The sequence below is a fragment of the Streptomyces sp. NPDC006529 genome, assembly GCF_040611795.1.
Classification (GTDB): Bacteria; Actinomycetota; Actinomycetes; order Streptomycetales; family Streptomycetaceae; genus Streptomyces.
The window spans coordinates 181,132-204,866 of sequence record NZ_JBEXPB010000008.1; the positions used below are offsets into that span (position 1 = coordinate 181,132).

Below are 23,735 nucleotides of genomic sequence, written 5' to 3' on the forward strand. Positions count from 1 at the left end.
AGCACGCCGGACTCCCGCTGATCGACGCGGAGGCCGACGGCGCGGGCGGCTGCGGCGACGACTGCGGCTGCGGCGGCGGCGAGGAGTCGGGCCTGGACCCGGCGCTCGCCCAGCTGCTCGCCGACGCCGGCCTGGACCCCATCGAGGTCGAGGACATCGCCCACATGGCGCTCTCCGAGGACCTCGACGGCGGGGTCGACGTCACCAGCGTCGCCACCGTCCCCGAGGACGCCGTCGCCACCGCCGACTTCACGGCGCGCGAGGCGGGCGTCGTGGCGGGCCTGCGGATCGCCGAAGCCGTCCTGTCGGTCGTCTGCACCGAGTCCTTCGAGGTCGAGCGGCACGCCGAGGACGGCGACCGGGTCGAAGCGGGCCAGGTGCTGCTCTCCGTCCGCGCCCACACCCGCGACCTGCTGACCGGTGAGCGCAGCGCGCTGAACCTGCTGTGCCGCCTCTCGGGCATCGCGACGGCCACCCGCCGCTGGGCGGACGTCCTGGAGGGCACCGGCGCCAAGGTCCGCGACACCCGCAAGACCACCCCGGGCCTGCGCGCGCTGGAGAAGTACGCGGTCCGCTGCGGCGGCGGCGTCAACCACCGCATGTCCCTGTGGGACGCGGCCCTGGTCAAGGACAACCACGTGGTCGCCGCGGGCGGCGTCGCCCAGGCCTTCAAGGCCGTGCGCGAAGCCTTCCCCGAGGTGCCGATCGAGGTCGAGGTCGACACCGCGGCGCAGGTCACCGAGGCGCTGGAGGCGGGCGCCGACCTGATCCTGCTGGACAACTTCACGCCGCAGGAGACCGCCGCGGCCGTCGCCGCCGTCGCGGGCCGCGCGGTCCTGGAGTCCTCGGGCCGCCTCACCCTGGAGACGGCCCGCGCGTACGCGGAGACCGGCGTCGACTACCTGGCCGTCGGCGGCCTCACCCACTCCTCGCCGATCCTGGACATCGGCCTGGACCTGCGCGAGGAGCGGTAGATGCTCCTCACCATCGACGTCGGCAACTCCCAGACGGTCCTGGGCCTGTTCGACGGGGAGGAGATCGTCGAGCACTGGCGCGTCTCCACCGACCCGCGCCGCACCGCCGACGAGCTGGCCGTCCTGATGCAGGGCCTGATGGGCATGCACCCGATGCTCGGCAACGAGCTGGGCGACGGCATCCACGGCATCGCGATCTGCTCCACGGTCCCCTCCGTGCTGCACGAGCTGCGCGAGGTCACCCGGCGCTACTACGGGGACGTCCCGGCGGTCCTGGTGGAGCCCGGCATCAAGACGGGCGTGCCGATCCTGACGGACAACCCGAAGGAGGTCGGCGCGGACCGCATCATCAACGCGTGCGCCGCCGTCGAGCTGTACGGGGGCCCGGCCATCGTGGTCGACTTCGGCACCGCGACCACCTTCGACGCGGTGTCCGTCAAGGGCGAGTACGTGGGCGGGGTGATCGCCCCGGGCATCGAGATCTCGATGGACGCGCTCGGCGTGCGCGGCGCGATGCTGCGCAAGATCGAGCTGGCCCGCCCGCGCAACGTCATCGGCAAGTCCACGGTCGAGGCCATGCAGTCGGGCGTGGTCTACGGCTTCGCGGGCCAGGTCGACGGCGTGGTCACCCGCATGGCGAAGGAGCTGGTGGGCCCGAACGGCGACCCGGACGACGTCCGCGTCATCGCCACGGGCGGCCTGGCCCCGATGGTCCTCGGCGACGCCTCGGTGATCGACGAGCACGAGCCCTGGCTGACCCTGATCGGCCTGCGCCTGGTCTACGAGCGCAACGCGCCCAACTTCGAGTAGCCGCCGCTCCCGCGCCGTCCCGCCGCGCCGCCCCCTCGCGCGGGGGCGGCGCGGCCGTTTCCGGCCGGGCAGCGCCGCGCCGGAAACGGGAATTTCGGGGAGTTTTGTCCGATTAGCGCGTATCTTCGGGCCATGCCCACGCCCTACGGATCCCGCGGCGGCATGGCGTTCAGTGCCGCCGAGCTGCACCTGCTCCGGCGCTCGCTCGCCCACGCCCTCCACCCCTCCCCGGCCCCCCTCCCGCTCGGCGAGGTCCAGGACTGCCTGCGCCTGGCGCGGTCGATGGACGAGGCGGTCGCGGAGGCGGGCAGACTCGCAGACTTCCTCGTCGCGGACCTCGCCCGCTACCGGCAGGCCCTGCCGGGCTCCCTGCCCGGCTACCTGGAACTGCTCCGGGACGCCCTGGGCGCCGGGTACGAGCCCGTCCCCGACGACCTCGCCGCGCTGCGCGCGCTGCGCGGCAACCCGGGCGCCGCCGCGCTCCTGGACCGCGCCTGCGGCGTCGCCGAACGCTCCGTACGCCGTCGCCTGACCGCCCCGCGGACCCGGCTGCGCGCCTTGGCCGGGGGCAGGGGGGACGAACCGCCGGCCCGCCCCGCCCCGCCGGAGCGGCCGGGCGAGCAGGACGGCGCCGACGGCCCGGAGCGTCCGGTGCCCAAGCCCAGCGAGGTCTTCCCGCCCCGCCGGAGCCCCGCCCCGCCCCCGGCGTCCCGCCGCGCGGTCGGCTAGCTAGGCTGGGGCCATGGACTACGTCTCCGCGCTCGTGCCCCCCTTCGTGATGGCCGTGCTGTTCATCCTGCTCGTCCGGACGATCGTCAAGAGCCAGGGCGGCGCCAACAAGGCCAAGGAGGACGCCGCGGTCGACGCGGCGCTCGCCCGCGCCGACGCCGCGCCCCGGCAGAACTGACGCCCACCGCGACCCGGGCGTACGGCGCGCGTGCCGTACGCCCGATTTCGTCGCGCGCCCCCGCCGGTTCACCAGGCAATTGCGGACATCCCGCACTATCGTGCTGATGTGCCTCGCCCCCTGGGAGACCTCGAAGACGCCGTCATGACGCGGGTGTGGCAGTGGAACCGCCCGGTCACGGTCCGGGAAGTGCTGGAGGACCTCCAGCGGGAACGGTCCATCGCTTACACGACGGTCATGACCGTCATGGACAACCTCCACCAGAAGGGCTGGGTCCGGCGCGAAGCCGAAGGCCGGGCCTACCGCTACACGGCGGTCTCCACGCGCGCCGCCTACTCGGCCGCGCTGATGAACGAGGCCTGGTCCACCAGTGACAACCCCGCCGCCGCCCTGGTCGCCTTCTTCGGCATGATGTCGCCCGAACAGCGCGAGGCCCTGCGGGCCGCCGTACAGATCGTGCAGGGCGACGCCCCTCCCGCCGCTCCTTCCGAAGCCCCGCCGGCCGCGGAAAGCGACGCCGCCGATACCGATGAGCGGCCGGCCGGCCCGGGGCGATAGCGTCCGGGCATGGAAGGCATGGAAGACGATTCGCGTCGGGACCCGGTCCTGGACGCTGCGAATGCAAAAGCGGTGACGATCCGCCGCGCCCGCACCGGCGACGTTCCGGCACTGCGCCGCCTGCTGGACCAGTACGTACAGCAGCGGATCCTGCTCGACAAAGCGCCCGTGACCCTTTACGAGGACATCCAGGAGTTCTGGGTCGCGGAACGCGAAGCCGACGGGCTGGTCGTGGGATGCGGCGCTCTTCACGTCATCTGGGAAGACCTGGCGGAAGTCCGCACTCTCGCCGTGGACCGGGATCTCCTGGGCGGCGGCGTCGGCCACCGGGTGCTCGACAAGTTGTTGCACACGGCGCGCGCACTCGGTGTCCGCCGGGTTTTCTGCCTGACCTTCGAAGTGGACTTCTTCGCGAAGCACGGCTTCGTCGAGATCGGCGAGACGCCGGTGGACACGGATGTCTACACCGAGCTGCTGCGTTCCTATGACGAGGGCGTCGCCGAGTTCCTGGGTCTCGAACGAGTGAAGCCGAACACCTTGGGCAACAGCCGGATGCTTCTGCACCTCTGATCGGATCCGATCCGCGAACCGATCCGAACCGATCGATCGGAGCGGCTTTTACGGTCCTCCGTCCCCCTGTGGCCTATGTCCGAATCGCGCACGTTTCCCGTCGTGTTGAGTCCCTGAACCTCGACCCGGGGGTTTGTGTTTTTCCGGGAAAAGCGGTTTCCTTTCCGCGTACTGCATTTTCGATGAAAGGAAATCCCGGTGGCACAGAAGGTTCAGGTCCTTCTTGTCGACGACCTCGACGGCGGCGAGGCGGACGAGACCGTGACGTTCGCTCTGGACGGCAAGACCTTTGAGATCGACCTCACCACCGCCAACGCTGAAAAGCTCCGCGGTCTGCTCGAGCCCTACGTCAAGGGCGGCCGCCGCACCGGTGGCCGCGCGGCCACCGCGGGGCGCGCCAAGGGCCGTACGGCGGCCACCTCGGGCAACCCCGACACCGCCGAGATCCGCGCCTGGGCCAAGGCCAAGGGCCTCAGCGTGAACGACCGCGGGCGGGTCCCCTCCGAGATCCGCGAGGCCTACGAGAACAGGGGCTGATCCGGCGCGCCCCGCAGGGGCGCACCGGAGCCGTGGGACCGCCTCAGGCGCGCCCGGTGGCACGCCGTCGCCGCCGCGCCGACCAGGCGGGCGAGATCGGGCCTCGCGCCCTGCCCCGCGATGGGCAGGGCCGGAAGCAGTACGTCACACCCCTGCTCGGGGGGCCGCAGCCACACGGCGGCCCCCCGAGGACTTTCCCCGGCGGCGCCGGGGGGAGCAGGAGCCGTCATCCGGCCGCCCGCACCCAGGGCGGTCAGATCCAGGGCCACACCGCCCCACTCCAGCCAGTCGAGCAGTCCGTCCAGCTCGTCCGCGCTGCCCGCGGCCACCAGGAACCGCATCCTGCGCCCCGTGAGTGCCACCGGACCCGTGGCCAGGGGCCCGTGCAACAGCTCCGTCCCGGCGTCCGCCGGCATGTCCAGCACGTCGAACCGCGTCCCGGTGACCAACTGCGGGGGCGGCCCGCCCGTGACCGTCCAGCCGAGCACGCGCTCGTACCAGAGGGCGTGCGCCGCCTCGGGCGCGACGCGGGGCAGCGGAACGGTGAGGGTCATGCCCGGAGCAACTCCGTGCGCGCCGAGGGGTTACGGCCGCCGGTCACGCAACGCATGCGTGTCGACGCGGAACGTAAACGCCGACCGGGGTGACTTCCCGAATTCGTGCGGGAAGTGTGTTCGCCCTTAGCGGAGGGGCCGGGGGAACCCCGCATGGAGTGTCCGGCCTTGGGGGTAGGAACATCCCTAGTGGAACGGGGCGGGATAGGGGTGGCACCCTGGGAAGACCGGTCCCCGTTCGCCATCGGCGTACACCTGTGACGGGTATCTGCCTGGCCTGCGGGAACATCGTCTCGCACCATCGGGTTGGAGCAGTTGTCGGCTGTGCAAGGCGGAGATTCCCCAGCGAGTGGGGTGAGCCGCGGACGGATGTCGGCAGTTGGAATGAGCTGTCCCGCCCCGCGGGACTAGCATGCGGAAGGACAGGGCGGGGACCGACCCCGAACTGCCCGACCGCTCTGAGGAGCGATAAACGATGTTCGAGAGGTTCACCGACCGCGCGCGGCGGGTTGTCGTCCTGGCTCAGGAAGAAGCCCGGATGCTCAACCACAACTACATCGGCACCGAGCACATCCTCCTGGGCTTGATCCACGAGGGTGAGGGTGTCGCCGCTAAGGCCCTGGAGAGCCTCGGGATTTCGCTCGAGGCTGTTCGTCAGCAGGTCGAGGAGATCATCGGGCAGGGCCAGCAGGCCCCGTCCGGCCACATCCCCTTCACCCCGCGGGCGAAGAAGGTCCTGGAGCTTTCGCTCCGCGAGGCCCTCCAGCTCGGCCACAACTACATCGGCACCGAGCACATCCTGCTCGGCCTGATCCGCGAGGGCGAGGGCGTCGCCGCCCAGGTCCTGGTGAAGCTGGGCGCCGATCTCAACAGGGTCCGGCAGCAGGTCATCCAGCTGCTCTCCGGTTACTCCGGGGGCGGCAAGGAAGCGGCCACGGCCGGCGGACCGGCCGAGGGCAGCCCCTCGACCTCCCTGGTCCTCGACCAGTTCGGCCGCAATCTCACCCAGGCGGCCCGCGAATCCAAGCTCGACCCGGTCATCGGGCGCGAGAAGGAGATCGAGCGGGTCATGCAGGTGCTGTCCCGCCGGACCAAGAACAACCCGGTCCTCATCGGCGAGCCCGGCGTCGGCAAGACCGCCGTCGTCGAGGGCCTGGCCCAGGCGATCGTCAAGGGCGAGGTGCCCGAGACCCTCAAGGACAAGCACCTCTACACCCTCGACCTCGGTGCGCTCGTCGCCGGTTCCCGCTACCGCGGTGACTTCGAGGAGCGCCTGAAGAAGGTCCTCAAGGAGATCCGCACCCGCGGCGACATCATCCTGTTCATCGACGAGCTGCACACGCTCGTCGGTGCGGGTGCCGCCGAGGGCGCCATCGACGCCGCTTCGATCCTGAAGCCCATGCTGGCCCGTGGTGAGCTGCAGACCATCGGTGCCACCACGCTGGACGAGTACCGCAAGCACCTTGAGAAGGACGCGGCGCTGGAGCGCCGTTTCCAGCCGATCCAGGTGGCGGAGCCTTCCCTCCCCCACACGATCGAGATCCTCAAGGGCCTGCGCGACCGCTACGAGGCCCACCACCGCGTCTCCATCACGGACGAGGCCCTCGTGCAGGCGGCCACCCTGGCCGACCGGTACATCTCGGACCGCTTCCTCCCGGACAAGGCGATCGACCTGATCGACGAGGCCGGCTCCCGGATGCGCATCCGCCGGATGACCGCGCCGCCGGACCTCCGCGAATTCGACGAGAAGATCGCGAACGTCCGCCGCGACAAGGAGTCGGCCATCGACTCCCAGGACTTCGAGAAGGCGGCTTCCCTCCGTGATTCGGAGAAGCAGCTGCTGGCGGCGAAGGCCAAGCGCGAGAAGGAGTGGAAGGCCGGCGACATGGACGTCGTCGCCGAGGTCGACGGCGAGCTGATCGCCGAAGTCCTCGCGACCGCGACCGGCATTCCGGTGTTCAAGCTGACCGAGGAGGAGTCCTCGCGGCTCCTGCGCATGGAGGACGAGCTCCACCGCCGCGTCATCGGCCAGAAGGACGCCATCAAGGCCCTTTCGCAGGCGATCCGACGGACCCGTGCGGGTCTGAAGGACCCGAAGCGTCCCGGTGGCTCGTTCATCTTCGCCGGTCCGTCCGGTGTCGGTAAGACCGAGCTGTCCAAGACGCTCGCCGAATTCCTCTTCGGCGACGAGGACGCGCTGATCTCCCTCGACATGTCGGAGTTCAGCGAGAAGCACACGGTTTCCCGTCTCTTCGGTTCGCCCCCCGGCTACGTGGGCTACGAAGAGGGCGGCCAGCTGACCGAGAAGGTCCGCCGGAAGCCGTTCTCCGTCGTCCTCTTCGACGAGGTCGAGAAGGCGCACCCGGATATCTTCAATTCCCTTCTCCAGATCCTGGAGGACGGTCGTCTGACCGACTCCCAGGGCCGGGTCGTGGACTTCAAGAACACGGTCATCATCATGACGACCAACCTGGGTACGCGGGACATCTCCAAGGGCTTCAACCTGGGCTTCGCGGCCCAGGGCGACACCAAGACGGGTTACGACCGGATGAAGGCGAAGGTCAACGAAGAGCTCAAGCAGCACTTCCGGCCCGAGTTCCTCAACCGCGTCGACGACACGGTCGTCTTCCACCAGCTCACGCAGGAAGACATCATCCAGATCGTCGACCTGATGATCGCCAAGGTGGACGAGCGCCTCAAGGACCGCGACATGGGCATCGAGCTCAGCGGTGACGCGAAGCAGCTCCTCGCCAAGCGCGGTTACGACCCGATCATGGGTGCGCGTCCGCTGCGCCGCACGATCCAGCGCGAGATCGAGGACATCCTCTCCGAGAAGATCCTCTTCGGTGAGCTGCGCCCCGGTCACATCGTGGTCGTCGGCGTGGAGGGTGAGGGCGAGACCGCCAAGTTCACCTTCCGCGGCGAGGAGAAGTCCGCACTGCCGGACGTCCCCCCGATCGAGGCCACGGGCTCCGGCCCGGACCTGAGCAAGGGCGCGTAGCGCTCCCGCTCGAGCGGCGGTACGAAGGGGCGGGCCCGGAACCGACAGGTTCCGGGCCCGCCCCTTTGCCGTGCCCCCGCGCTCAGGGCGCCCCCTCGGGCCCGGGGAGGGCCCGGGGGCGCAGCGCATCGGCGAAGGCCCGCGGGCCGGGACGGGCCGCCTCCAGGGCCGTCAGGGCCGCTTGGCCGCGCGTGTCGGGCCGGCCGGCCTGCGTGGCGGCCCACCCCGGTCTCCGCCGCCGCGCGCGAGCCCGGCTCCGCCGACCGGTCTTCGGTCCCGGAACGGGCGGGCCGGAGGTCCTGGGCCGGTGACAAGCCGCACAGGGCAAATCGGACGTACTACGCGCAGTCGTAGACCTCGGGGGCCCTCCGGGGGCGGCTCCGGCCCAGTAAGGACGCGGTCAACAGGCCCGGAGGCCCTCTTCACCGCTACGAGGCGCGGTAGTAATCGGGGGGTTTGGGAAGTTCGCGCGGCTCGGGTTACCAAGGATCCGCAGCCCGGCACACCGCTCAGCGTGCCGGGTCGCCCTGTGCCCCGTGAGCCCGTGATCCATCGACGTGCTCCGCCCCCGTGCTCCATCCCCCGGAGGTTCCGCCATGTCGAAGAGCGCCCGTACCCACCGCATCCGTACCGCCGTCCTCGCCGCAGGGCTCGGGGCGGCCGTGACGTTCGGCGCCGGTACCGCGTTCGCCGACGAGGCGCCGGCCGCGCTGACCGGGACGGCCGGCCTGATCGAGGCCCAGGCCACCGCGCAGGCCGCGGCCGGCAAGGCCGCCGCGGGCAAGGCCGCCGCCTGGAAGGCGCCCGTGGCGTCCTACACGCTGTCCGCGACCTTCGGCAAGGGCGGCAACCTCTGGTCGCACAAGCACTCCGGCCAGGACTTCGCGGTGCCGGTCGGCACCAAGGTGCACGCCGTCCACGCGGGCGTCGTCGTCAAGGCGGGCCCGAACGGCGCCGGTGACGGTCCGGCCTACGGCAACGCGATCGTGATCAAGCACGCGACCGGTACCTACTCGCAGTACGCCCACCTGTCGAGGGTCCAGGTGAAGGTCGGCCAGAAGGTCTCCGCGGACCAGCTGATCGCCCTGTCCGGCAACACCGGCAACTCGACGGGCCCCCACCTGCACTTCGAGATCCGCACCACCCCGAACTACGGCTCGGCCGTGAACCCGGTCGCCTTCCTGCGCCAGGCGGGCGTCCGCCTCTGACGACGGTCCGCCGTCAGCTGATCAGCCACGAGTGGGTCGGCTTGACCTCGCTCTTGCCGCCCTTGACGTTCGCCACCTGCGCGGGCGTCAAGGCGCTGTCCCAGGTGCGGACGTTGTCGATCGCCCCGGCCCACGGGCCGGCCCAGATGTCGTGGTGGCGGGCCCGGCCCAGCTGGATGGGGCCCGGAGCGGCCCAGATCCCGGCCGCCACGGGCACCTCGCCCGCCTGCTTCCCGTCGACGTACAGCTTGATGGTCTTCGTCGTGGCGTCGTAGGTGCCGGTGATCATCGCCCAGGCGCTCGCGGTCTTCAGCCCGTCGGAGGCGACCTGCGCGGTGGTGGCCTCGGCGCCGTCCGTGCCGCTCTGGACGCGGAAGATCCACGCGTTCTTGCCGTTCACCGCCTCGTGGCCCAGCTCGAAGGAGTAGGACACCCCGTCGCCCTGGCTCACCGCGATGTGGCTGCCGCTCTTCGCCGAGGTGTAGACGCGCGCCGAGACGCTGAAGCTCTTGGTGGTGTCCACGGCCTGGCCCGCGCCCTGGGCGTAGGAATTCGCGTTGTCCTTGAACCGGACCTCACCGCGCTTGGTGCCCGTACCCTGCTCGGCCTGCGGGCCCAGCGCGATGTTCGTCGAGCCGGTCCGGTCGCGCAGCAGGTTCGCCTGGCCCGGCACCGTGTGCGGGTCGTCCCAGGCGGGCTCGCTCGGGGAGGCGGAGGGGCTCTGCGAGCCCTCGGCCACCGGCCCGGGCTTCGGGTCGTCGCCGCCGGAGTCGTTCATGAACCACAGGGTCCCCGCGGCGGCCACGGCGCAGACGGCGACGGCGGCGCCGATGATCATCAGGCGGCGCCGGGTGCGGCGGCTCGTGTCCGAGCGCTCCGCCATGGCCTGCCAGTCCGGCTGCGGCGCCGGGGTGAAGGCGGGACCGGGCAGCGGCTCGGGCCGCGGCTCCTGCGGGTAGGGGTCCTGCTGGTACGGGTTCGGCTGCCCGGGCTGCGGAAAGCCGTACCCGCCCGGTACGCCCGCCACGCCCGGTACACCCGGTGCGCCGCCCGGTACGGGCGCCTGCGGATAGCCGTAGCCGCCCGCGGCGCCCGGTCCGCCCGCGCCGGGAGCGGACGGATATCCGTAGCCGCCGCTCCCGCTGCCGCCGCCGCTCGCGTGCGCGGGACCGGGCTGGGGGCTGTTCGGGCGATCCGTACCGTCAGTCATGGCACGGATGTTAAAACATTGCCGCCGCCGCCAGACAGGCCGGAGGCCCATGAAGACGGCGGGACGGCGGCGCGCGTTCCCCTCAGCCCGGCAGCCGGATGATCGGGAAGCTGCCCGTCGCCGTCGGCGCGTGCTCCGGCAGCCACAGCACCGCCACCGCGCCCGCCGCCGCGCCCTCGCGGTCAAGTCCGCCCGGAGCGGCGACGTTTCGGAACGTGAGCCGGGCGCCCAGCACCCGCGCCTGGCCCGCCGCGATGGTCAGGCCCAGCCCGTGGCCCACGCCCGCGCGGTCCGTCGAGCCGGTCCGGAACCGGCTCGGCCCCTCGCGCAGCAGCGCCTCGGGAAATCCGGGCCCGTGGTCCCGGACGCGCACGACCCGGCCCTCGACGTCCACCTGGACCGGGGGGCGCCCGTACCGCGCCGCGTTGGCGAGCAGGTTGCCCAGGATCCGCTCCAGGCGCCGCGGGTCGGTGTTCACGATCTCGTCCGCCACGATCCGTACGGTCGCCTCCGGCATCAGCGAGGCCACCCGCCGCCCCACGAACTCGCCCAGGGCCACGTCCTGGAGCTCGGCCCGCTCGGACGCGCTGTCCAGCCGGGCCACCTCCAGCACGTCCTCGACCAGCACCCGCATGGCCTGCGCCCGGTCCCGCACCAGCTCGGTCGGCCGCCCCGGGGGCAGCAGTTCCGCCGCCGTGAGCAGGCCCGTCACCGGCGTGCGCAGCTCGTGCGCGATGTCGGCGGTCACCCGGCGCTCGGCCTCCAGCCGCTGCTGGAGCGTGTCGGCCATGGCGTCGACGGCGCGCGCGAGGTCGTCGGTCTCGTCCCGGACCACTCCGCCGACCGCGTCGCGCACCCGGACCTGGGGGTCGCCGAGCGCGACCCGGCCGGCGGCCGCGGCCGCCTTGCGCAGCCGCCGCGAGATCTGGCCGCCGATGAGGACGCCGAGGGCCGAGCTGCCGATGACGACGGCGAGCGATCCGACGACCAGGGCCCGGTCCAGGTCGCGCACCATGTTGGCGCTCTGCTGGAAGCCCGAGTGCATCGACAGCACCTGCCCGTTGCCGAGCGGTACGGCGGCCCACACCTCCGGGGCGCCCCTCGGCTTCTCCTGGATGTAGGTGCCGCGCCGCCCCGAGCGCGCCTTCTCCCGCAGGTCGGCGGGCAGGTCGGGGTCGTTGAGCTTGGCGCCCATGAAGGGCTTGCGGCCGGACTCGGCGTTGCGCGAGACGTACTGGACGCGTTCCAGCTGCGCCTCGCGGGCGCTCTCCAGCATCGACACCCGGGCGGCGCTGTGCACCACCAGGCTCAGCGCGAGCGCCGTCAGCGCACCCACGGCCGCGATGGCGAGGGTGATCTTCCAGCGGATGCCGGTGCGGAAGGTGAAGCTCCTCATGCCTTCAGCTTGTATCCGAAGCCACGGACCGTCTCGATCCGGTCCTGTCCGATCTTGGTCCGCAGCCGCTGGACATGGACGTCGACGACCCGCGTGTCACCGCCCCAGTCGTAGTCCCAGACGCGCTCCAGCAGCCGGTCCCGGGACAGGACGGTGCCGGGCGCGGAGGAGAACTCCAGCAGCAGCCGCATCTCGGTCGGCGTCAGCGCCACCGGGGCTCCGGCCTTGAGCACCTCCATGCCCTCGGTGTCGACCTCCAGGTCGCCGAAGGAGAGCACCCCGCGCTCCCCGGCCGGGTCGCCGTCGGAGCCGGGGCCGCCGCCGTTCGGGCCGCCCGCGTGACCGAAGCGGCGCAGGACGGCGCGGATCCGGGCCACCAGGACGGAGCCGTCGAAGGGCTTGGTGACGTAGTCGTCGGCGCCGGCCTCCAGGCCGAGCACCACGTCGATCGAGTCGGCGCGCGCGGAGAGCATGATCACGGGGACGGTGGACTCGTCACGGATCCGCCGGCACAGGCTGACCCCGTCCATGCCGGGCACCATCACGTCGAGCAGGGCGATGTCGGGCCGGTCCGCGCGGAAGGACTCCAGGCCGGAGAGGCCGTCGGGCATGGCGGTGACCACGAACCCGTCGCGCTCCAGCGCCAGGGTCGTGGCCTCCCGGATGACGTCGTCGTCCTCCACAAACAGCACATGGGTCTCGGCCATGCCCAGTCGCCTCAGTTCTTCTGCGGTTCAGTTCTTCTGGGGTTCAGTTCTTCTGCGGTGTCACGGCCGGGGCGGGCTGGCTCCCACCACCGCCCACGTTGCTGTACTCCGAGTGCACGCGGTCGTGCTCGGTGAACTTCTCCCCGTTCCAGCGGAAGGTGATCACGTCCTCGCCGGTGGCGTAGGCCTCGCTCTTGACGTAGACCGGCTTGCTCACCACCAGGTCGCCCCGGTCGATCTCCGCGTAGACGGGGGGCGCCTCGTCCGAGAACACATTCTCGTACGCCGCGCCCTCCTGCTTGTACACGTACGTGCCCACGCCGATCGCGTCCGCGCAGGACAGGACGTTGACGACCAGGTCGGGCGCGGTGCTCCCGGTGACCTTGCCGTAGCTGACGTCGACCGGGTACTCCTTGCCCGAGCAGGGCTTCAGGTCCTTCTTGACCGCGTCGCTGACCTTGGGATCGGCCTTCACCAGGGCGACCACGTCCTGGACCTTCTTGAAGGACGACGCGGACGGCTGGCCGGCCGCGGTGGGCGGCGCCGTCTTCGACACGGACTCGGTGCGCGCCGGGCCGCCGTCCCGCAGCCCGGTACCGCCGGTGGAGCAGCCGACCGCGAACAGCACAGTGCCGACGAGGATGACCATCCCCGTCGACATCAGTACCAGCGGGCTCCTGCCCCGTAGGCCTGTCAGGCCGCGCACCGCTCCCGCCCCTCGTACCGCACGGTGTGGTCACCGCGCTCCAGCGCCCGCATGTCCAGGTCCCGGCTCTCCAGCTCCTGGCGCAGGCGGGCCAGCGCACGGTGCAGCGTGCTCTTCACGGTACCGGCCGACATGCCGAGCGCCGCGGCCGTCTCCTCGGTGCTCATCTGCTCCCAGTGTCGCAGCACGACCACGCTGCGCTGCTTGGGCGCGAGCACCTTGAGGATGTCCATCAGCAGCGCGCGGTCGGCGCGCTGCTCGGCGCCGTCCTCGACGCGGGCGTCCGGCAGCTGCTCGGTGGGGACCTCTTCGAGCTTGCGGGCGCGCCACCACTCGGTCCGCGTGTTGATCATGACCCGGCGCAGGTAGGCATCGGCGAGCGACTTGTCGGCGATGCCGTCCCAGCGGCCGTAGGTGCGCACGAGGGCGGTCTGGAGGAGGTCCTGCGCGTCGGTGGGGTCCGGGACCAGGCGACGGGCACTGCGCAGCAGCGCGTCCTGCCGAGTGCGTACGTACTCTTCGAATTCGAGTACCTCGCCGTGCGCCATCTCAGACCGCCTCCGCCCGTTTACCGCTCTTCGTCCCGTGCTTGCGGAACCGAAGGTACGGAGCGGTTGTCACGGCACTGTGCGGGTCAGCCTTCGGTGGGAACACGGCTGTCCATAGGTTGTGTAACAGCGCCCGTGAGCTGGGGTTTAGCGGGCTCAAGCGGAATGAGGGAGTCAGCCGAGCGGGAGCCGGTAGGCGGTCGCGAGCGACCCGTCACCGCCGTCGTCCCCGTCGCCGATCGGCTCCACCAGCCCGTCGGCCACCAGCCCGTCCAGCGCCCGGGCCCGCTGCACCGGCTCGTCCCACACGGTGTCCAGCACGGCCCGCGGAACGGGCCCCACCGCCTCGCGCAGCACCGCCAGCAGCCTGCCGCGCACCTGCCGGTCCGTACCGGCGTACGTCTGCCCGCGCCGCGGCGGACCCTCGTGCGCCGGCTTGCCCGCCAGCCGCCAGGCACACAGCCCGGCCACCGGGCAGCGCCCGCAGTCCGGGTTCTTCGCGGTGCACACCAGCGCGCCCAGCTCCATCGACGCCGCGGCCCACCCCGCGGCCGTCTCCTCGTCGTCGGGCAGCAGCGCGCGGGCCAGGCGCCGCTCGGCGGCGGTGGTGGCGTTCGGCGGGTACTCCACACCGGTCGCGGTCCGCGCGAAGACCCGGCGCACGTTCGTGTCCAGCACCGGGTGGCGCTGCCCGTAGGCGAAGGACGCCACGGCCGCGGCCGTGTACTCGCCGATGCCCGGCAGCGACAGCAGCCGGTCGTGGTCCCGCGGTACGTCGCCCCCGTGCCGTTCCGTTATGGCGACGGCCGCGCCGTGCAGCCGCAGCGCGCGGCGCGGATAACCGAGGCGGCCCCAGGCCCGTACGGCCTCCCCGGGCGCCTCGGCGGCCAGATCGGCCGGCCGGGGCCAGCGGGCCAGCCACTGCTCGTACACCGGCAGCACGCGGGCGACCGGGGTCTGCTGGAGCATGAACTCGCTGACCATGACGCCCCAGGGACCTGCCTCGGGACGGCGCCAGGGCAGGTCACGGGCGTTCTCGCGGAACCAGGCGATGACGGGGGCGTGCAGCGCGCGGGCGGATGCGGCGCCGGGCACGGCCGACGCCTCGGACAGGGCGGGGGATTCGGGGGATGCAGTCATGGCAGGGGCAATCCTGGCACGGTTCGCCCCCGCGGCGCGGGCCCCGGACCGGTGAACAGGACGGCGGCGCGGCCCCCGCCCGTACGCGCCGAGCGGATGATCCTACGGACCGGGCCGGTCAGTGCGAGGACCACCAGGGCGCCCACCGAGGCACCCAGCAGCAGGCCCATCGCCACGTCGTGCGGATAGTGCACCCCGACGAAGACCCGGGAGAAGGCCATCAGCAGCGCCAGCGGCACGGTGAGCAGCGCGAGCCGCGGCACCGCCAGGGCCAGCGCGACGGCCGCGGCGCCCGCGATCACGGAGTGGTTGCTCGGGAACGACCAGTCGCCGGACGCCGGGCACGGCACCAGCGGGGCGAGCGCGCCGGAGACGGCCCGGCAGGGCCGCTCCTCGTGCACGCCGCTCTTCGCGACCTCGGAGGCGACGTACGCGACGGCGGTGGCCAGCGGGGCGAGGACGGCCAGGGCCATCGCCCCGTCCCCGCGGGTGCGGGCGCGCCACCAGACGAGGAGGAAGAGCGCGCCGAACACCAGCAGCCCGCTCGTGGTCCACGCCTCGGCGAGGGACCGCACCCAGCCGGGGGTGGTGTGCGCGAAGTCGGTGACGTCTCGGTAGAGGTCGGAACTGTCCATCCCGCCGACCTTACGCAAACGGCCGCCCGGCGCCGCCATCCGGACGGCCTGGATGGCCCGGACGGCCGTACCGGGGGGAGCAGCGGGATGATCATCGCCAAAACACGCCGGACGTGCGGCATGTGGGGCACGGATCGCGCCCCCGACTCTCGTAAAGTTCCCTCCGTGGGATCTCTGCGCAATCCGGTCGGGCCGCTCCCCTCTTCCATCTACTGGCGACGGAGGGCCGTTCTGGCGTCCGTCGCCGCACTGCTGGCGCTCCTCGCCGTATGGACCGTCAGTTCCGGTGGGGGCAAGACCACTCAGAACGGCAAGGGCGGCGGCGGCCCGCACCCGGCGGTCTCCATCACGCCCGGCGCGCCCGGATCCGGGCCGGCGATCAGTCAGGCCCCGGGCGGCCGCGACGAGTCGGGCGCGGGCGGTGCCACCGGGGGCGACCACGGGGGCGCGGCGGCGGGTACCGGTGCGGGCGGCGCGGGAGGCTCGGCCACCGGCAAGAACGGCGAACCGGGCGGCGGCGGTGGCGAGGACGGCACGTCCTCCTCCGGGCCGGGCCGGATCCCGGCGGACTCCCCGCTCCCCACCTGTGCGCCCGGTGCGCTCCAGTGGGAGGTCAAGAGCACCAAGAACGAGTACGAGCCGAACGAACGCCCCCGCCTCGACCTCATCGCCCGCAACACCTCGGGCACCACCTGCAAGGTCGACCTCGGCCCGAAGCAGGCGATCCTGAGCATCACCCAGGCGACCACGGGCAAGACGGTCTGGTCCTCGGCGGACTGCCCGGCGGGAGCGGGCAACGTCTTCCACCGGCTGCCGGCGAACGGCGAGACGACGCAGTCGCTGGAATGGGACCGGAAGCCGAGTGTGGCGGCCCAGTGCCAGACGCCTCCGGCGGGGGGTGCGGTGGCCGACACGTACGTGGTCGAGGTCAAGTCCCCCGGCATGCCGGTGGCCCGCACCTCGTTCGTCCTGAAACAGGACTGACCCCGGCCCGGGCCCGCCCCCACCCCAACCGCCGCCCTCAATCGCCGGGCGGGCTGGTACTGCCTCCGGCGGGCCCTCAAGCGCCGGGCGGCTGGGGGTGGGTTGGGGAGCTGCCTTCACCCTGGCCCGCCCGGGTGGGCTGGTGCCGCCTCCGGCGGGCCCTCAAGCGCCGGGCGGCTGGGTGGGTGCGCTCGGGCCGGGCTCGGCGGGCCATCCCAGCCTCGCCGGCGTTTGAGGCGCCCCCGGAGGGCATGCGCGGGGACGGGCGGGGTCGGGCCGCGCCGTGTGACTTCAGCGCCGCCGGCGGGCCATCCCAGCCTCGCCGGCGTTTGAGGCGCCCCCGGAGGGGTGCAGGTGGGGCCACTGCCAGAGGGCGGGGGCACCGGCCCGCAGCCCACGCTCGCGCCGCAGGCTAGACGTAGCGCTCCAGGATCGAAGACTCCGCCAAGCGCGACAGCCCCTCCCGCACCGACCGAGCCCGCGCCTCGCCGACGCCGTCGACGGTCTGCAGGTCGTCCACGCTGGCGGCGAGCAGCTTCTGCAGCCCCCCGAAGTGCTCCACCAGACGCTCGATGATCGCCCCCGGCAGCCTCGGCACCTTCGCCAGCAGCCGGTAACCGCGCGGCGAGACGGCCGAGTCGAGGGTCTCGGGCGAGCCCGTGTAACCCAGCCCCCGCGCCACCGTCGCCAGCTCCAGCAGCTCCGCGTGCGAGAGGGAGTCCAGCTCGGCCAGTGCCTCGTCCACCGTGCGGGACCGCTTCGCCGTCGGCTCCGGCACGTAGTCCCGGATGACCAGTTCCCGCTCCTGCTCGATCCCGACCGTCAGCTCGTCCAGCTGGAGGGACAGCAGCCGCCCGTCGGTGCCCAGCTCCACCACGTACTCGGCGATCTCGGTCGCGATCCGCCGCACCATCTCCAGCCGCTGCGCGACCGCCGTCACGTCCCGGACCGTCACCAGGTCCTCGATCTCCAGCGCCGACAGCGTGCCCGCGACCTCGTCGAGCCGCAGCTTGTACCGCTCCAGCGTGGCCAGCGCCTGGTTGGCCCGGGACAGGATCGCCCCGGACTCCTCCAGCACGCGCCGCTCGCCGTCGACGTACAGCGCGATCAGCCGCATCGACTGCGACACCGAGACGACGGGGAAGTTGCACTGCTTGGAGACGCGGTCGGCCGTGCGGTGCCGGGTGCCCGTCTCCTCCGTGGGGATCGAGGCGTCCGGCACCAGCTGGACGCCCGCCCGCAGGATCTTGGTGATGTCCTTGTCCACGATGAGCGCCCCGTCGAGCTTGCACAGCTCGCGCAGCCGGGTCGCGGTGAACTCCACGTCCAGCACGAAACCGCCGGTGCACATCGCCTCGACGCTCTTGTCCATGCCGAGGACGATCAGACCGCCCGTGTTGCCGCGCAGGATCCGCTCCAGGCCGTCGCGCAGCTGCTGACCAGGTGCGACCGCGCTCAGCGAGGCCCGCATGAGGGCCTCCTGCTTGCTGCCTGCGCCGGACTTCCCGGATGCTGCTGCCCCGTCCTTGGCTGCCACTGCACTCCTCCGGTCGCGGGTTCCGCCGCCCCGCACCACGGGCACAGGGGAGTGCGTACGGCCGGGCGGACCAGCACAAAGTCTACCGGCGCGCGCCACACCCCCGCCGTGGCTTGGCCACTACGGTCCTCAGCGGGCCCCGGACGGGCCCCCTGACCAGCGCCTTACGCCCCCGTCAGGCCTCGCTCTTGGCGGGCGTCCGGCTCCGGCCGCGCGGCAGCACCCGCAGCGCGTCCCCCATGTCGGCCACCTCGATGACCTTCATCCCCGCGGGCACCCGGCCCGGATCGGAGGGGACCAGGGCGTGGGTGAAGCCGAGCCGGTGCGCCTCGGCGAGCCTGCGCTGTACGCCCGTCACCCGCCGCACCTCACCGGCCAGCCCGACCTCCCCGATCGCGACCAGGTTCTTCGGCAGCGGTACGTCGCTGGCGGCCGAGGCGAGGGCCAGCGCCACGGCCAGGTCGGCGGCCGGCTCGGTCAGCTTCACCCCGCCGACGGTCGCGGTGTAGATGTCCCGCTTGCCGAGCGCGGTGATCCGGCCGCGCTGCTCCAGTACGGCCAGCATCATCGAGACCCGGGAGGTCTCCAGCCCGGAGGTGGTCCGCCGGGGCGAGGGGATCTGCGAGTCGACGGTCAGCGCCTGCACCTCGGCGACCAGCGGCCGCTTGCCCTCCAGCGTCACCGTCAGGCAGGTGCCCGGCACCGCCTCCGCGCGCCGGGTCAGGAACAGGCCGCTCGGGTCGGCGAGCCCGGTGATCCCCTCGTCGTGCAGTTCGAAGCAGCCGACCTCGTCGGTGGTGCCGTACCGGTTCTTGATGCCGCGGACGAGGCGCAGCCGCGCGTGCCGGTCACCCTCGAAGCTGAGCACCACGTCGACGAGGTGCTCCAGCAGCCGCGGTCCGGCGATCGCGCCGTCCTTGGTGACGTGCCCGACGAGCAGCGTGGACATCCCGCGCTCCTTGGACGCGCGGATCAGCGCCCCCGCGACCTCGCGGACCTGGGCCATGCCACCGGGCGCGCCGTCGATCTCGGGGGAGGCGATCGTCTGTACGGAGTCGAGGATCAGCAGCGACGGCTTGACCGCGTCCAGGTGTCCGAGCACCGCCGACAGGTCGGTCTCGGCCGCGAGGTAGAGGTGGTCGTCGATCGCGCCGATCCGGTCGGCGCGCAGCCGCACCTGGCTGGCCGATTCCTCGCCCGTCACGTAGAGGGTGCGGTGTTCGTCGCTCGCGGCCTTCGCGGCGACGTCCAGGAGGAGCGTGGACTTGCCGACGCCGGGCTCCCCGGCGAGCAGCACCACGGCGCCGGGGACGAGACCGCCGCCGAGCACCCGGTCCAGTTCGTCGACGCCGGTGGAGCGGGCCGTCGCCTGGCGGCCGTCGACCTGACCGATGGGGACGGCGGCGGTGGACACGCGGCCGGCCGCGGTGGTCCGTACGGCGGGCGCGCCCGTCTCCTCGACCGTCCCCCAGGCCTGGCACTCGGGGCACCGGCCGAGCCACTTCGCGGTGGTCCAGCCGCATTCGGTACAGCGGTAGGACGGCCGGTCCTTGGCGGATGAACGGGATGTACGGGCTGCTGCCATGGCGCCAACGGTAACGGCCGCCACCGACAGCCCGGCCCGGACCGCCGCCCGGCCCCCACCCGGACCGCCGTTGCTACCGGCGTCAGGGCCGCCGTCAGCAACGACACGATCTCTTCACCCGTAAGGGCTAAAAGTGCCGAAGGCTTCCGGGCCCTCGCCGGTGCGCCGCCTACGGTCACGAGGTGAACAGCAGCAACCACGGAACCCCCACGACACGCACCGGCGCACACCGGGCGCACGGGCGCACTCCCTCCGAAGGGGAGCAGCCGCCCTCCTTCCGCCACGAGCCCTACCTGGACGGCCTGTTCACCTATTGCCTGTCCGTCCTCTGCGACCACGACAGCGCCACCGACGTGCTGGGCGAGGTCCTGGCCGTGGCCGAGCGGAATCCGGGCCGCTGCCCGGACGAAGGCGACCGCCGGGCCTGGCTGTACGCGCTGGCCCGGTGGGGCTGTCTGCGCAGGCTGTCCGAGCAGCGGCGCGCCCGGCACGCCCCCGCGGGGGCGCACACCGCACGGCGTACGCCGGAGCACACCGCGACCGGCCGTGCGCCGGGTGCGGACCACCCCGGCACGCCCCCCGAGGCGGATCCGCAGCTCCCCGCCGGGGAGCCCGCCGGACCGGCCGACGGGCTCGACGTCACCGCGTACCGCCGTACCGAGCTGGCCCGCCTCGCCTGGCCCGAGGCCGCCGGGACCACCCCCGAGCAGCGCGAGGCCCTCGAACTTGCCGTCCGCCACCGGCTGACCGTCAGCGAACTCGCCGCCGTCCTCGGCACCCCGGCCACCGCCGCCCGCGACCTGCTCACCGGCGCCGCCTGCGAGGTCGAACGCACCCGCGCCGCCCTCGCCGTCGTCGAGAGCGGCAACTGCCCCGCCGTCTCCCGGCTCACCGGCGACAGCCAGGTGCTGCTCTCCAGCACTCTGCGGGCCGAACTCGTCCGCCACGTCGACGACTGCCCGCTCTGCCGCCGCGTCGCCGAACGCGTCGGCGCGGCCGCCCCCTGGCCCGGCTCCGGCGGGGTCGCCGCGGGCGCCCTCCCGCTCGTCCCGGCCCCCCGGACGGGGGTGCGCACCGCGATGCTGCGGTCCGCCCGGGTCCGCGGCCGCGCGGGAGCCCCGCGCTTCGCCCGGACCGGTTTCCCCCTCGACCCCAAGGACCGCGCCGCCCGCCGCGAGCGGATCCGGGCCCGCGCGGTCACCACCACCGTGGTCGCCACCGTGGTCGCGGCCCCGGTCCTGGCCCTCTGGGCCGCATACCGGGACGCCCCCAGCACCGGCGAGCCGGCCGGCAACGCCAGCACCCGCATCTCCGCCGGCGACCTACAGATCCCGCCCCACGCGGACGGCCACCCCTACGCCGCCTACGAGAACGCGGGCAACACCCGCACCACCGGCGCCGAGCCCCGCTTCACCGAGGGCGACGAGGTATCGGACGTCTCCGTGAAGGTGATCAGCAGCGGCGCCCCGCCGAGCCCCGCCCAGCCCGGCTCCCCGGGCCGCCTCACCGTCACCGCGGGCTCCCGCGCGGCGGTCACCCTGCTCCTGCTCACCGCCTCCGGCGGCGCCCCCGTCGAATGGCGGCTCTGGACCGACGCGCCCTGGCTCCGCGCGAGCCGCACCGCGGGCACCCTGGCCCCAGGAGAATCGGTCACCCTGCGGATCGTCGTGGACCCCGACGCGCAGCCGGTGGGCGCCTGGACCGCCCGGGTCGGCGTGGACCCGAGCGGGGCCGTGATCTCGGTCTCCGGCCGCGGCCGCCCGGCCCCGCAGCCCAGCCAGACGCCGCCGACGGACCCGACGCCGACGCCCCCCACACCGACGCCGACCCCGACCCCGACGCCCACACCCACGCCGACACCGACCCCCACGCCGACGCCGACCGCGTCGCAGGGACCGGTTTCCCCGCCCCCGGACCCCGGGCCGTCGCCGTCCTCCTGACCTATCCCGCCCTACTTCCCCTTGGCCGGCTTCCCCTTGACCTGCGGCTTCTCGACGCGCGGCTTCTCGGCCCGCGTCGCCCCGGCCCGCTGCGTCACGTCCACGACCGGCGGGTCGGCGGGGTGCGGGGCCATCGGCAGCAGGGACGCCAGCCGCGCCTCGCACAGGGCCGCCAGCGCCGCGTAGCCCTCCTTGCCCATCAGCTCCGTCAGCTCCGGCCGGTAGGTCACGTACACCGGGTCACCCGCGCCGTGCGCGGACGTCGCCGAGGTGCACCACCAGTGCAGGTCGTGGCCGCCCGGGCCCCAGCCGCGGCGGTCGTACTCGCCGATCGACACCTGGAGCACCCGTGTGTCGTCCGGCCGGTCGATCCACTCGTACGTCCGCCGCACCGGCAGCTGCCAGCACACGTCCGGCTTCGTCTCCAGCGGTTCGCGGCCCTCCCGCAGCGCCAGGATGTGCAGCGAGCAGCCCGCGCCCGCCGGGAACCCGGGCCGGTTCTGGAAGATGCACGACCCCTCCCACCGCCGGGTCTGCCGCTCGCCGTCCTCGTCCTTCTGGACCCAGCCGGACTCGGTGCCCACATCGTGGAACTGCCACAGGTCCGGCGTCAGCCGCGCCACGTTCTCGGCGACCCGCTTCTCGTCGTCCTCGTCGGAGAAGTGCGCGCCGAGCGTGCAGCAGCCGTCGTCCGCGCGCCCCGCCTGGATGCCCTGGCAGCCGCTGCCGAAAATGCAGGTCCAGCGGGAGGTGAGCCAGGTCAGGTCGCAGCGGAAGACCTGCTCGTCGTCGGCCGGATCGGGGAACTCGACCCAGGCCCGGGCGAAGTCGAGCCCGACCTCGTCCGCCACGCTCGTCTTGCCGGTCTTCTTGGTCCCGCTCTTGCCGGCCTTCTTCGTATTGGGCACAAACCCAAGCCTAAGCCGCCCTTACGTCACGCCTACGCCTGCGGCCCAGTAGCGTTTCGCGCATGAGACTCGGTGTCCTAGACGTGGGTTCGAACACGATCCACCTGCTGGTGGTGGACGCGCACCCCGGCGCGCGCCCCCAGCCGGCCCACTCCCACAAGGTCGAACTGCGGCTGGCGGAGCTGCTCGACGAGCACGGCGCGGTGAGCGCCGAGGGCGTGGAGCGGCTCGTCGCGGTGATCGCGGGCGCGGCGCAGGCGGCCGAGGACAAGGGCTGCGAGGACGTCCTGCCCTTCGCCACCAGCGCGGTGCGGGAGGCGGCGAACGCCGAGGAGGTGCTGACCCGGGTCCGCGAGGAGACCGGCGTCGACCTCCAGGTCCTCAGCGGCGCGGACGAGGCCCGGCTGACGTTCCTCGCCGTACGCCGCTGGTTCGGCTGGTCGGCGGGCAAGCTGATGGTGCTCGACATCGGCGGCGGCTCCCTGGAGATCGCCTCCGGCATCGACGAGGACCCCGACACCGCGGTGTCCCTGCCGCTGGGCGCGGGGCGCCTCACCTCGGGCTGGCTGCCGGGGGACCCGCCGGACCCGGCGGACATACGGGCCCTGCGCCGGCACGTACGGGCCGAGATCGCGCGGACGGTCGGCGAATTCAGCCGCTCGGGCGCGCCGGACCACGTCGTGGCCACCTCCAAGACCTTCCGGCAGCTGGCCCGGATCGCGGGCGCGGCGCGCTCGGCGGACGGCCTGTTCGTGCCGCGGGGGCTGACCCGCAAGTCCCTGACGGAATGGCTGCCGCGGCTCGCGGAGATGACCACGACCCAGCGGGCCGCCCTTCCCGGCGTCTCGGAGGGGCGCGCGGCGCAGCTGCTGGCCGGGGCGATGGTCGCCGAAGCCGCCATGGACCTCTTCGGTATAGAGGACCTCGAAATCTGCCCCTGGGCCCTCCGCGAGGGCATCATCCTCCGCCGCCTGGACCACCTCCCCACCTGACCCGCCGACCCCTGCGGGGGCGCCTCAAACGCCGGCGGGGCTGGATGTGCCCCGGCCAAATCCAGCCCGCCCAGCCCCGGCCAAATCCAGCCCGCCCGGCCTTTGAGGGCGACGCCGAAGGCGCCGACGGCCCGCGGGGCAGAAACCCAGCCCGCCCAGCCCCGGCCAAATCCAGCCGCCCGGCGTTTGAGGGCCCGCCGGAGGCACAATAAGCCCGCCCGGCGCTTGAGGGCACAGCCGCACCAGCCGCCCCCGCGGCACCCCGCGGCGGCCCGGGTCCGGGCGGAGCCCGGTGCGGGGGGCGGGGGCCGCGCCCCCGTACCCTGTC

23 protein-coding genes are annotated in these 23,735 nt (G+C 73.0%); 12 read left to right on the forward strand and 11 right to left on the reverse strand.

Annotated elements, in window-relative coordinates; genetic code table 11:
- Positions 1-17 precede the first annotated feature (17 nt).
- The 7 genes from nadC (at position 18) to ABZY31_RS09655 (ending at position 4,356) form a co-directional block, all read left to right on the forward strand.
- Complete coding sequence (gene nadC, locus ABZY31_RS09625) at positions 18-974, forward strand: carboxylating nicotinate-nucleotide diphosphorylase (protein ID WP_356406837.1); 957 nt, start codon at positions 18-20, stop codon at positions 972-974.
- On the forward strand, positions 975-1,784 hold the full coding sequence (locus ABZY31_RS09630; RefSeq protein ID WP_356406733.1) for a type III pantothenate kinase: 810 nt from the start codon (positions 975-977) through the stop codon (positions 1,782-1,784).
- A gap of 162 nt (positions 1,785-1,946) precedes the next feature.
- Positions 1,947-2,513 (forward strand): hypothetical protein, encoded by a 567-nt coding sequence (locus ABZY31_RS09635; protein ID WP_356406839.1) that lies wholly within the window; start codon positions 1,947-1,949, stop codon positions 2,511-2,513.
- A gap of 13 nt (positions 2,514-2,526) precedes the next feature.
- Positions 2,527-2,691 carry a hypothetical protein gene (locus ABZY31_RS09640; RefSeq protein WP_356406736.1) on the forward strand — a complete coding sequence of 55 codons (165 nt, stop codon included), beginning with the start codon at positions 2,527-2,529 and terminating at the stop codon, positions 2,689-2,691.
- 108 nt (positions 2,692-2,799) lie between these two features.
- On the forward strand, positions 2,800-3,249 hold the full coding sequence (locus ABZY31_RS09645; protein ID WP_356406738.1) for a BlaI/MecI/CopY family transcriptional regulator: 450 nt from the start codon (positions 2,800-2,802) through the stop codon (positions 3,247-3,249).
- Between the two features lie 18 nt (positions 3,250-3,267).
- Positions 3,268-3,819 carry an amino-acid N-acetyltransferase gene (locus ABZY31_RS09650; RefSeq protein ID WP_356406842.1) on the forward strand — a complete coding sequence of 184 codons (552 nt, stop codon included), beginning with the start codon at positions 3,268-3,270 and terminating at the stop codon, positions 3,817-3,819.
- A gap of 198 nt (positions 3,820-4,017) precedes the next feature.
- On the forward strand, positions 4,018-4,356 hold the full coding sequence (locus ABZY31_RS09655; protein ID WP_356406741.1) for an Lsr2 family protein: 339 nt from the start codon (positions 4,018-4,020) through the stop codon (positions 4,354-4,356).
- On the opposite strand, the gene ABZY31_RS09660 is transcribed toward ABZY31_RS09655, so the two are convergent.
- Positions 4,338-4,910 carry an SCO3374 family protein gene (locus ABZY31_RS09660; RefSeq protein WP_356406744.1) on the reverse strand — a complete coding sequence of 191 codons (573 nt, stop codon included), beginning with the start codon at positions 4,908-4,910 and terminating at the stop codon, positions 4,338-4,340. The genes ABZY31_RS09655 and ABZY31_RS09660 overlap by 19 nt on opposite strands.
- Before the next feature lie 475 nt (positions 4,911-5,385).
- On the opposite strand from ABZY31_RS09660, the gene ABZY31_RS09665 reads away from it, so the two are divergent.
- Complete coding sequence (locus ABZY31_RS09665; RefSeq protein WP_351049854.1) at positions 5,386-7,911, forward strand: ATP-dependent Clp protease ATP-binding subunit; 2,526 nt, start codon at positions 5,386-5,388, stop codon at positions 7,909-7,911.
- 596 nt (positions 7,912-8,507) lie between these two features.
- On the forward strand, positions 8,508-9,119 hold the full coding sequence (locus ABZY31_RS09670; RefSeq protein ID WP_356406747.1) for a M23 family metallopeptidase: 612 nt from the start codon (positions 8,508-8,510) through the stop codon (positions 9,117-9,119).
- A gap of 13 nt (positions 9,120-9,132) precedes the next feature.
- Here the strand turns inward: ABZY31_RS09670 and ABZY31_RS09675 are convergent, their stop codons facing one another.
- The 7 genes from ABZY31_RS09675 to ABZY31_RS09705 all read right to left on the reverse strand — a co-directional run bounded on the left by ABZY31_RS09675 (position 9,133) and on the right by ABZY31_RS09705 (position 15,461).
- Entirely contained in the window at positions 9,133-10,329 is a 1,197-nt protein-coding gene (locus tag ABZY31_RS09675; RefSeq protein ID WP_356406750.1) for a LamG-like jellyroll fold domain-containing protein, read from the reverse strand.
- A gap of 82 nt (positions 10,330-10,411) precedes the next feature.
- Entirely contained in the window at positions 10,412-11,725 is a 1,314-nt protein-coding gene (gene cseC, locus ABZY31_RS09680) for a two-component system sensor histidine kinase CseC (RefSeq protein ID WP_356406753.1), read from the reverse strand.
- Entirely contained in the window at positions 11,722-12,432 is a 711-nt protein-coding gene (cseB, locus tag ABZY31_RS09685) for a two-component system response regulator CseB (protein ID WP_356406756.1), read from the reverse strand. Before cseB ends, cseC begins: the two co-directional genes overlap by 4 nt.
- A 43-nt stretch (positions 12,433-12,475) precedes the next feature.
- Positions 12,476-13,093, reverse strand: a complete 618-nt coding sequence (locus ABZY31_RS09690; RefSeq protein ID WP_356406759.1) for a hypothetical protein — start codon at positions 13,091-13,093, stop codon at positions 12,476-12,478.
- A 32-nt stretch (positions 13,094-13,125) separates the two neighbouring features.
- Positions 13,126-13,686, reverse strand: coding sequence for a SigE family RNA polymerase sigma factor (locus tag ABZY31_RS09695; RefSeq protein ID WP_356406762.1), 561 nt, complete (start codon positions 13,684-13,686; stop codon positions 13,126-13,128).
- Between the two features lie 174 nt (positions 13,687-13,860).
- Positions 13,861-14,826: an A/G-specific adenine glycosylase gene (locus ABZY31_RS09700; RefSeq protein WP_356406764.1), complete on the reverse strand. Its 966-nt coding sequence runs from the start codon at positions 14,824-14,826 to the stop codon at positions 13,861-13,863.
- On the reverse strand, positions 14,823-15,461 hold the full coding sequence (locus tag ABZY31_RS09705) for a phosphatase PAP2 family protein (protein ID WP_356406767.1): 639 nt from the start codon (positions 15,459-15,461) through the stop codon (positions 14,823-14,825). Before ABZY31_RS09705 ends, ABZY31_RS09700 begins: the two co-directional genes overlap by 4 nt.
- A gap of 165 nt (positions 15,462-15,626) precedes the next feature.
- Here ABZY31_RS09705 and ABZY31_RS09710 point away from each other — a divergent pair, with 165 nt between their 5' ends.
- Positions 15,627-16,445 (forward strand): hypothetical protein, encoded by an 819-nt coding sequence (locus tag ABZY31_RS09710; protein ID WP_356406770.1) that lies wholly within the window; start codon positions 15,627-15,629, stop codon positions 16,443-16,445.
- A 412-nt stretch (positions 16,446-16,857) separates the two neighbouring features.
- Here the strand turns inward: ABZY31_RS09710 and disA are convergent, their stop codons facing one another.
- Together disA and radA are read right to left on the reverse strand one after the other, a co-directional pair.
- Positions 16,858-17,982 (reverse strand): DNA integrity scanning diadenylate cyclase DisA, encoded by a 1,125-nt coding sequence (disA, locus tag ABZY31_RS09715; protein ID WP_356406773.1) that lies wholly within the window; start codon positions 17,980-17,982, stop codon positions 16,858-16,860.
- 175 nt (positions 17,983-18,157) lie between these two features.
- The gene (radA, locus tag ABZY31_RS09720; protein WP_356406776.1) at positions 18,158-19,567 is read right to left on the reverse strand and encodes a DNA repair protein RadA; all 1,410 of its coding nucleotides are present in this window, start codon (positions 19,565-19,567) and stop codon (positions 18,158-18,160) included.
- 182 nt (positions 19,568-19,749) lie between these two features.
- Here radA and ABZY31_RS09725 point away from each other — a divergent pair, with 182 nt between their 5' ends.
- Positions 19,750-21,507, forward strand: coding sequence for a hypothetical protein (locus tag ABZY31_RS09725; protein ID WP_356406779.1), 1,758 nt, complete (start codon positions 19,750-19,752; stop codon positions 21,505-21,507).
- Positions 21,508-21,518: 11 nt separating this feature from the next.
- Here ABZY31_RS09725 and ABZY31_RS09730 read toward each other — a convergent pair whose 3' ends face one another.
- Positions 21,519-22,415, reverse strand: a complete 897-nt coding sequence (locus ABZY31_RS09730) for a hypothetical protein (RefSeq protein ID WP_356406781.1) — start codon at positions 22,413-22,415, stop codon at positions 21,519-21,521.
- A gap of 62 nt (positions 22,416-22,477) precedes the next feature.
- Between ABZY31_RS09730 and ABZY31_RS09735 the strand changes: the two genes are divergently transcribed.
- Positions 22,478-23,407: a Ppx/GppA phosphatase family protein gene (locus tag ABZY31_RS09735; protein WP_356406783.1), complete on the forward strand. Its 930-nt coding sequence runs from the start codon at positions 22,478-22,480 to the stop codon at positions 23,405-23,407.
- Positions 23,408-23,735 lie beyond the last annotated feature (328 nt).

Excerpts from the sequence above, each read along its gene's own strand:
- radA (WP_356406776.1), bottom strand. The coding sequence starts at position 19,567 with ATGGCAGCAGCCCGTACATCCCGTTCATCCGCCAAGGACCGGCCGTCC.
- ABZY31_RS09640 (WP_356406736.1), top strand. The coding sequence starts at position 2,527 with ATGGACTACGTCTCCGCGCTCGTGCCCCCCTTCGTGATGGCCGTGCTG.
- ABZY31_RS09690 (WP_356406759.1), bottom strand. The coding sequence starts at position 13,093 with ATGTCGACGGGGATGGTCATCCTCGTCGGCACTGTGCTGTTCGCGGTC.
- ABZY31_RS09700 (WP_356406764.1), bottom strand. The coding sequence starts at position 14,826 with ATGACTGCATCCCCCGAATCCCCCGCCCTGTCCGAGGCGTCGGCCGTG.
- ABZY31_RS09735 (WP_356406783.1), top strand. The coding sequence starts at position 22,478 with ATGAGACTCGGTGTCCTAGACGTGGGTTCGAACACGATCCACCTGCTG.
- cseB (WP_356406756.1), bottom strand. The coding sequence starts at position 12,432 with ATGGCCGAGACCCATGTGCTGTTTGTGGAGGACGACGACGTCATCCGG.
- ABZY31_RS09675 (WP_356406750.1), bottom strand. The coding sequence starts at position 10,329 with ATGACTGACGGTACGGATCGCCCGAACAGCCCCCAGCCCGGTCCCGCG.
- ABZY31_RS09695 (WP_356406762.1), bottom strand. The coding sequence starts at position 13,686 with ATGGCGCACGGCGAGGTACTCGAATTCGAAGAGTACGTACGCACTCGG.
- ABZY31_RS09660 (WP_356406744.1), bottom strand. The coding sequence starts at position 4,910 with ATGACCCTCACCGTTCCGCTGCCCCGCGTCGCGCCCGAGGCGGCGCAC.
- ABZY31_RS09635 (WP_356406839.1), top strand. The coding sequence starts at position 1,947 with ATGGCGTTCAGTGCCGCCGAGCTGCACCTGCTCCGGCGCTCGCTCGCC.
- cseC (WP_356406753.1), bottom strand. The coding sequence starts at position 11,725 with ATGAGGAGCTTCACCTTCCGCACCGGCATCCGCTGGAAGATCACCCTC.
- ABZY31_RS09630 (WP_356406733.1), top strand. The coding sequence starts at position 975 with ATGCTCCTCACCATCGACGTCGGCAACTCCCAGACGGTCCTGGGCCTG.
- ABZY31_RS09705 (WP_356406767.1), bottom strand. The coding sequence starts at position 15,461 with ATGGACAGTTCCGACCTCTACCGAGACGTCACCGACTTCGCGCACACC.
- ABZY31_RS09665 (WP_351049854.1), top strand. The coding sequence starts at position 5,386 with ATGTTCGAGAGGTTCACCGACCGCGCGCGGCGGGTTGTCGTCCTGGCT.
- ABZY31_RS09670 (WP_356406747.1), top strand. The coding sequence starts at position 8,508 with ATGTCGAAGAGCGCCCGTACCCACCGCATCCGTACCGCCGTCCTCGCC.
- ABZY31_RS09650 (WP_356406842.1), top strand. The coding sequence starts at position 3,268 with ATGGAAGACGATTCGCGTCGGGACCCGGTCCTGGACGCTGCGAATGCA.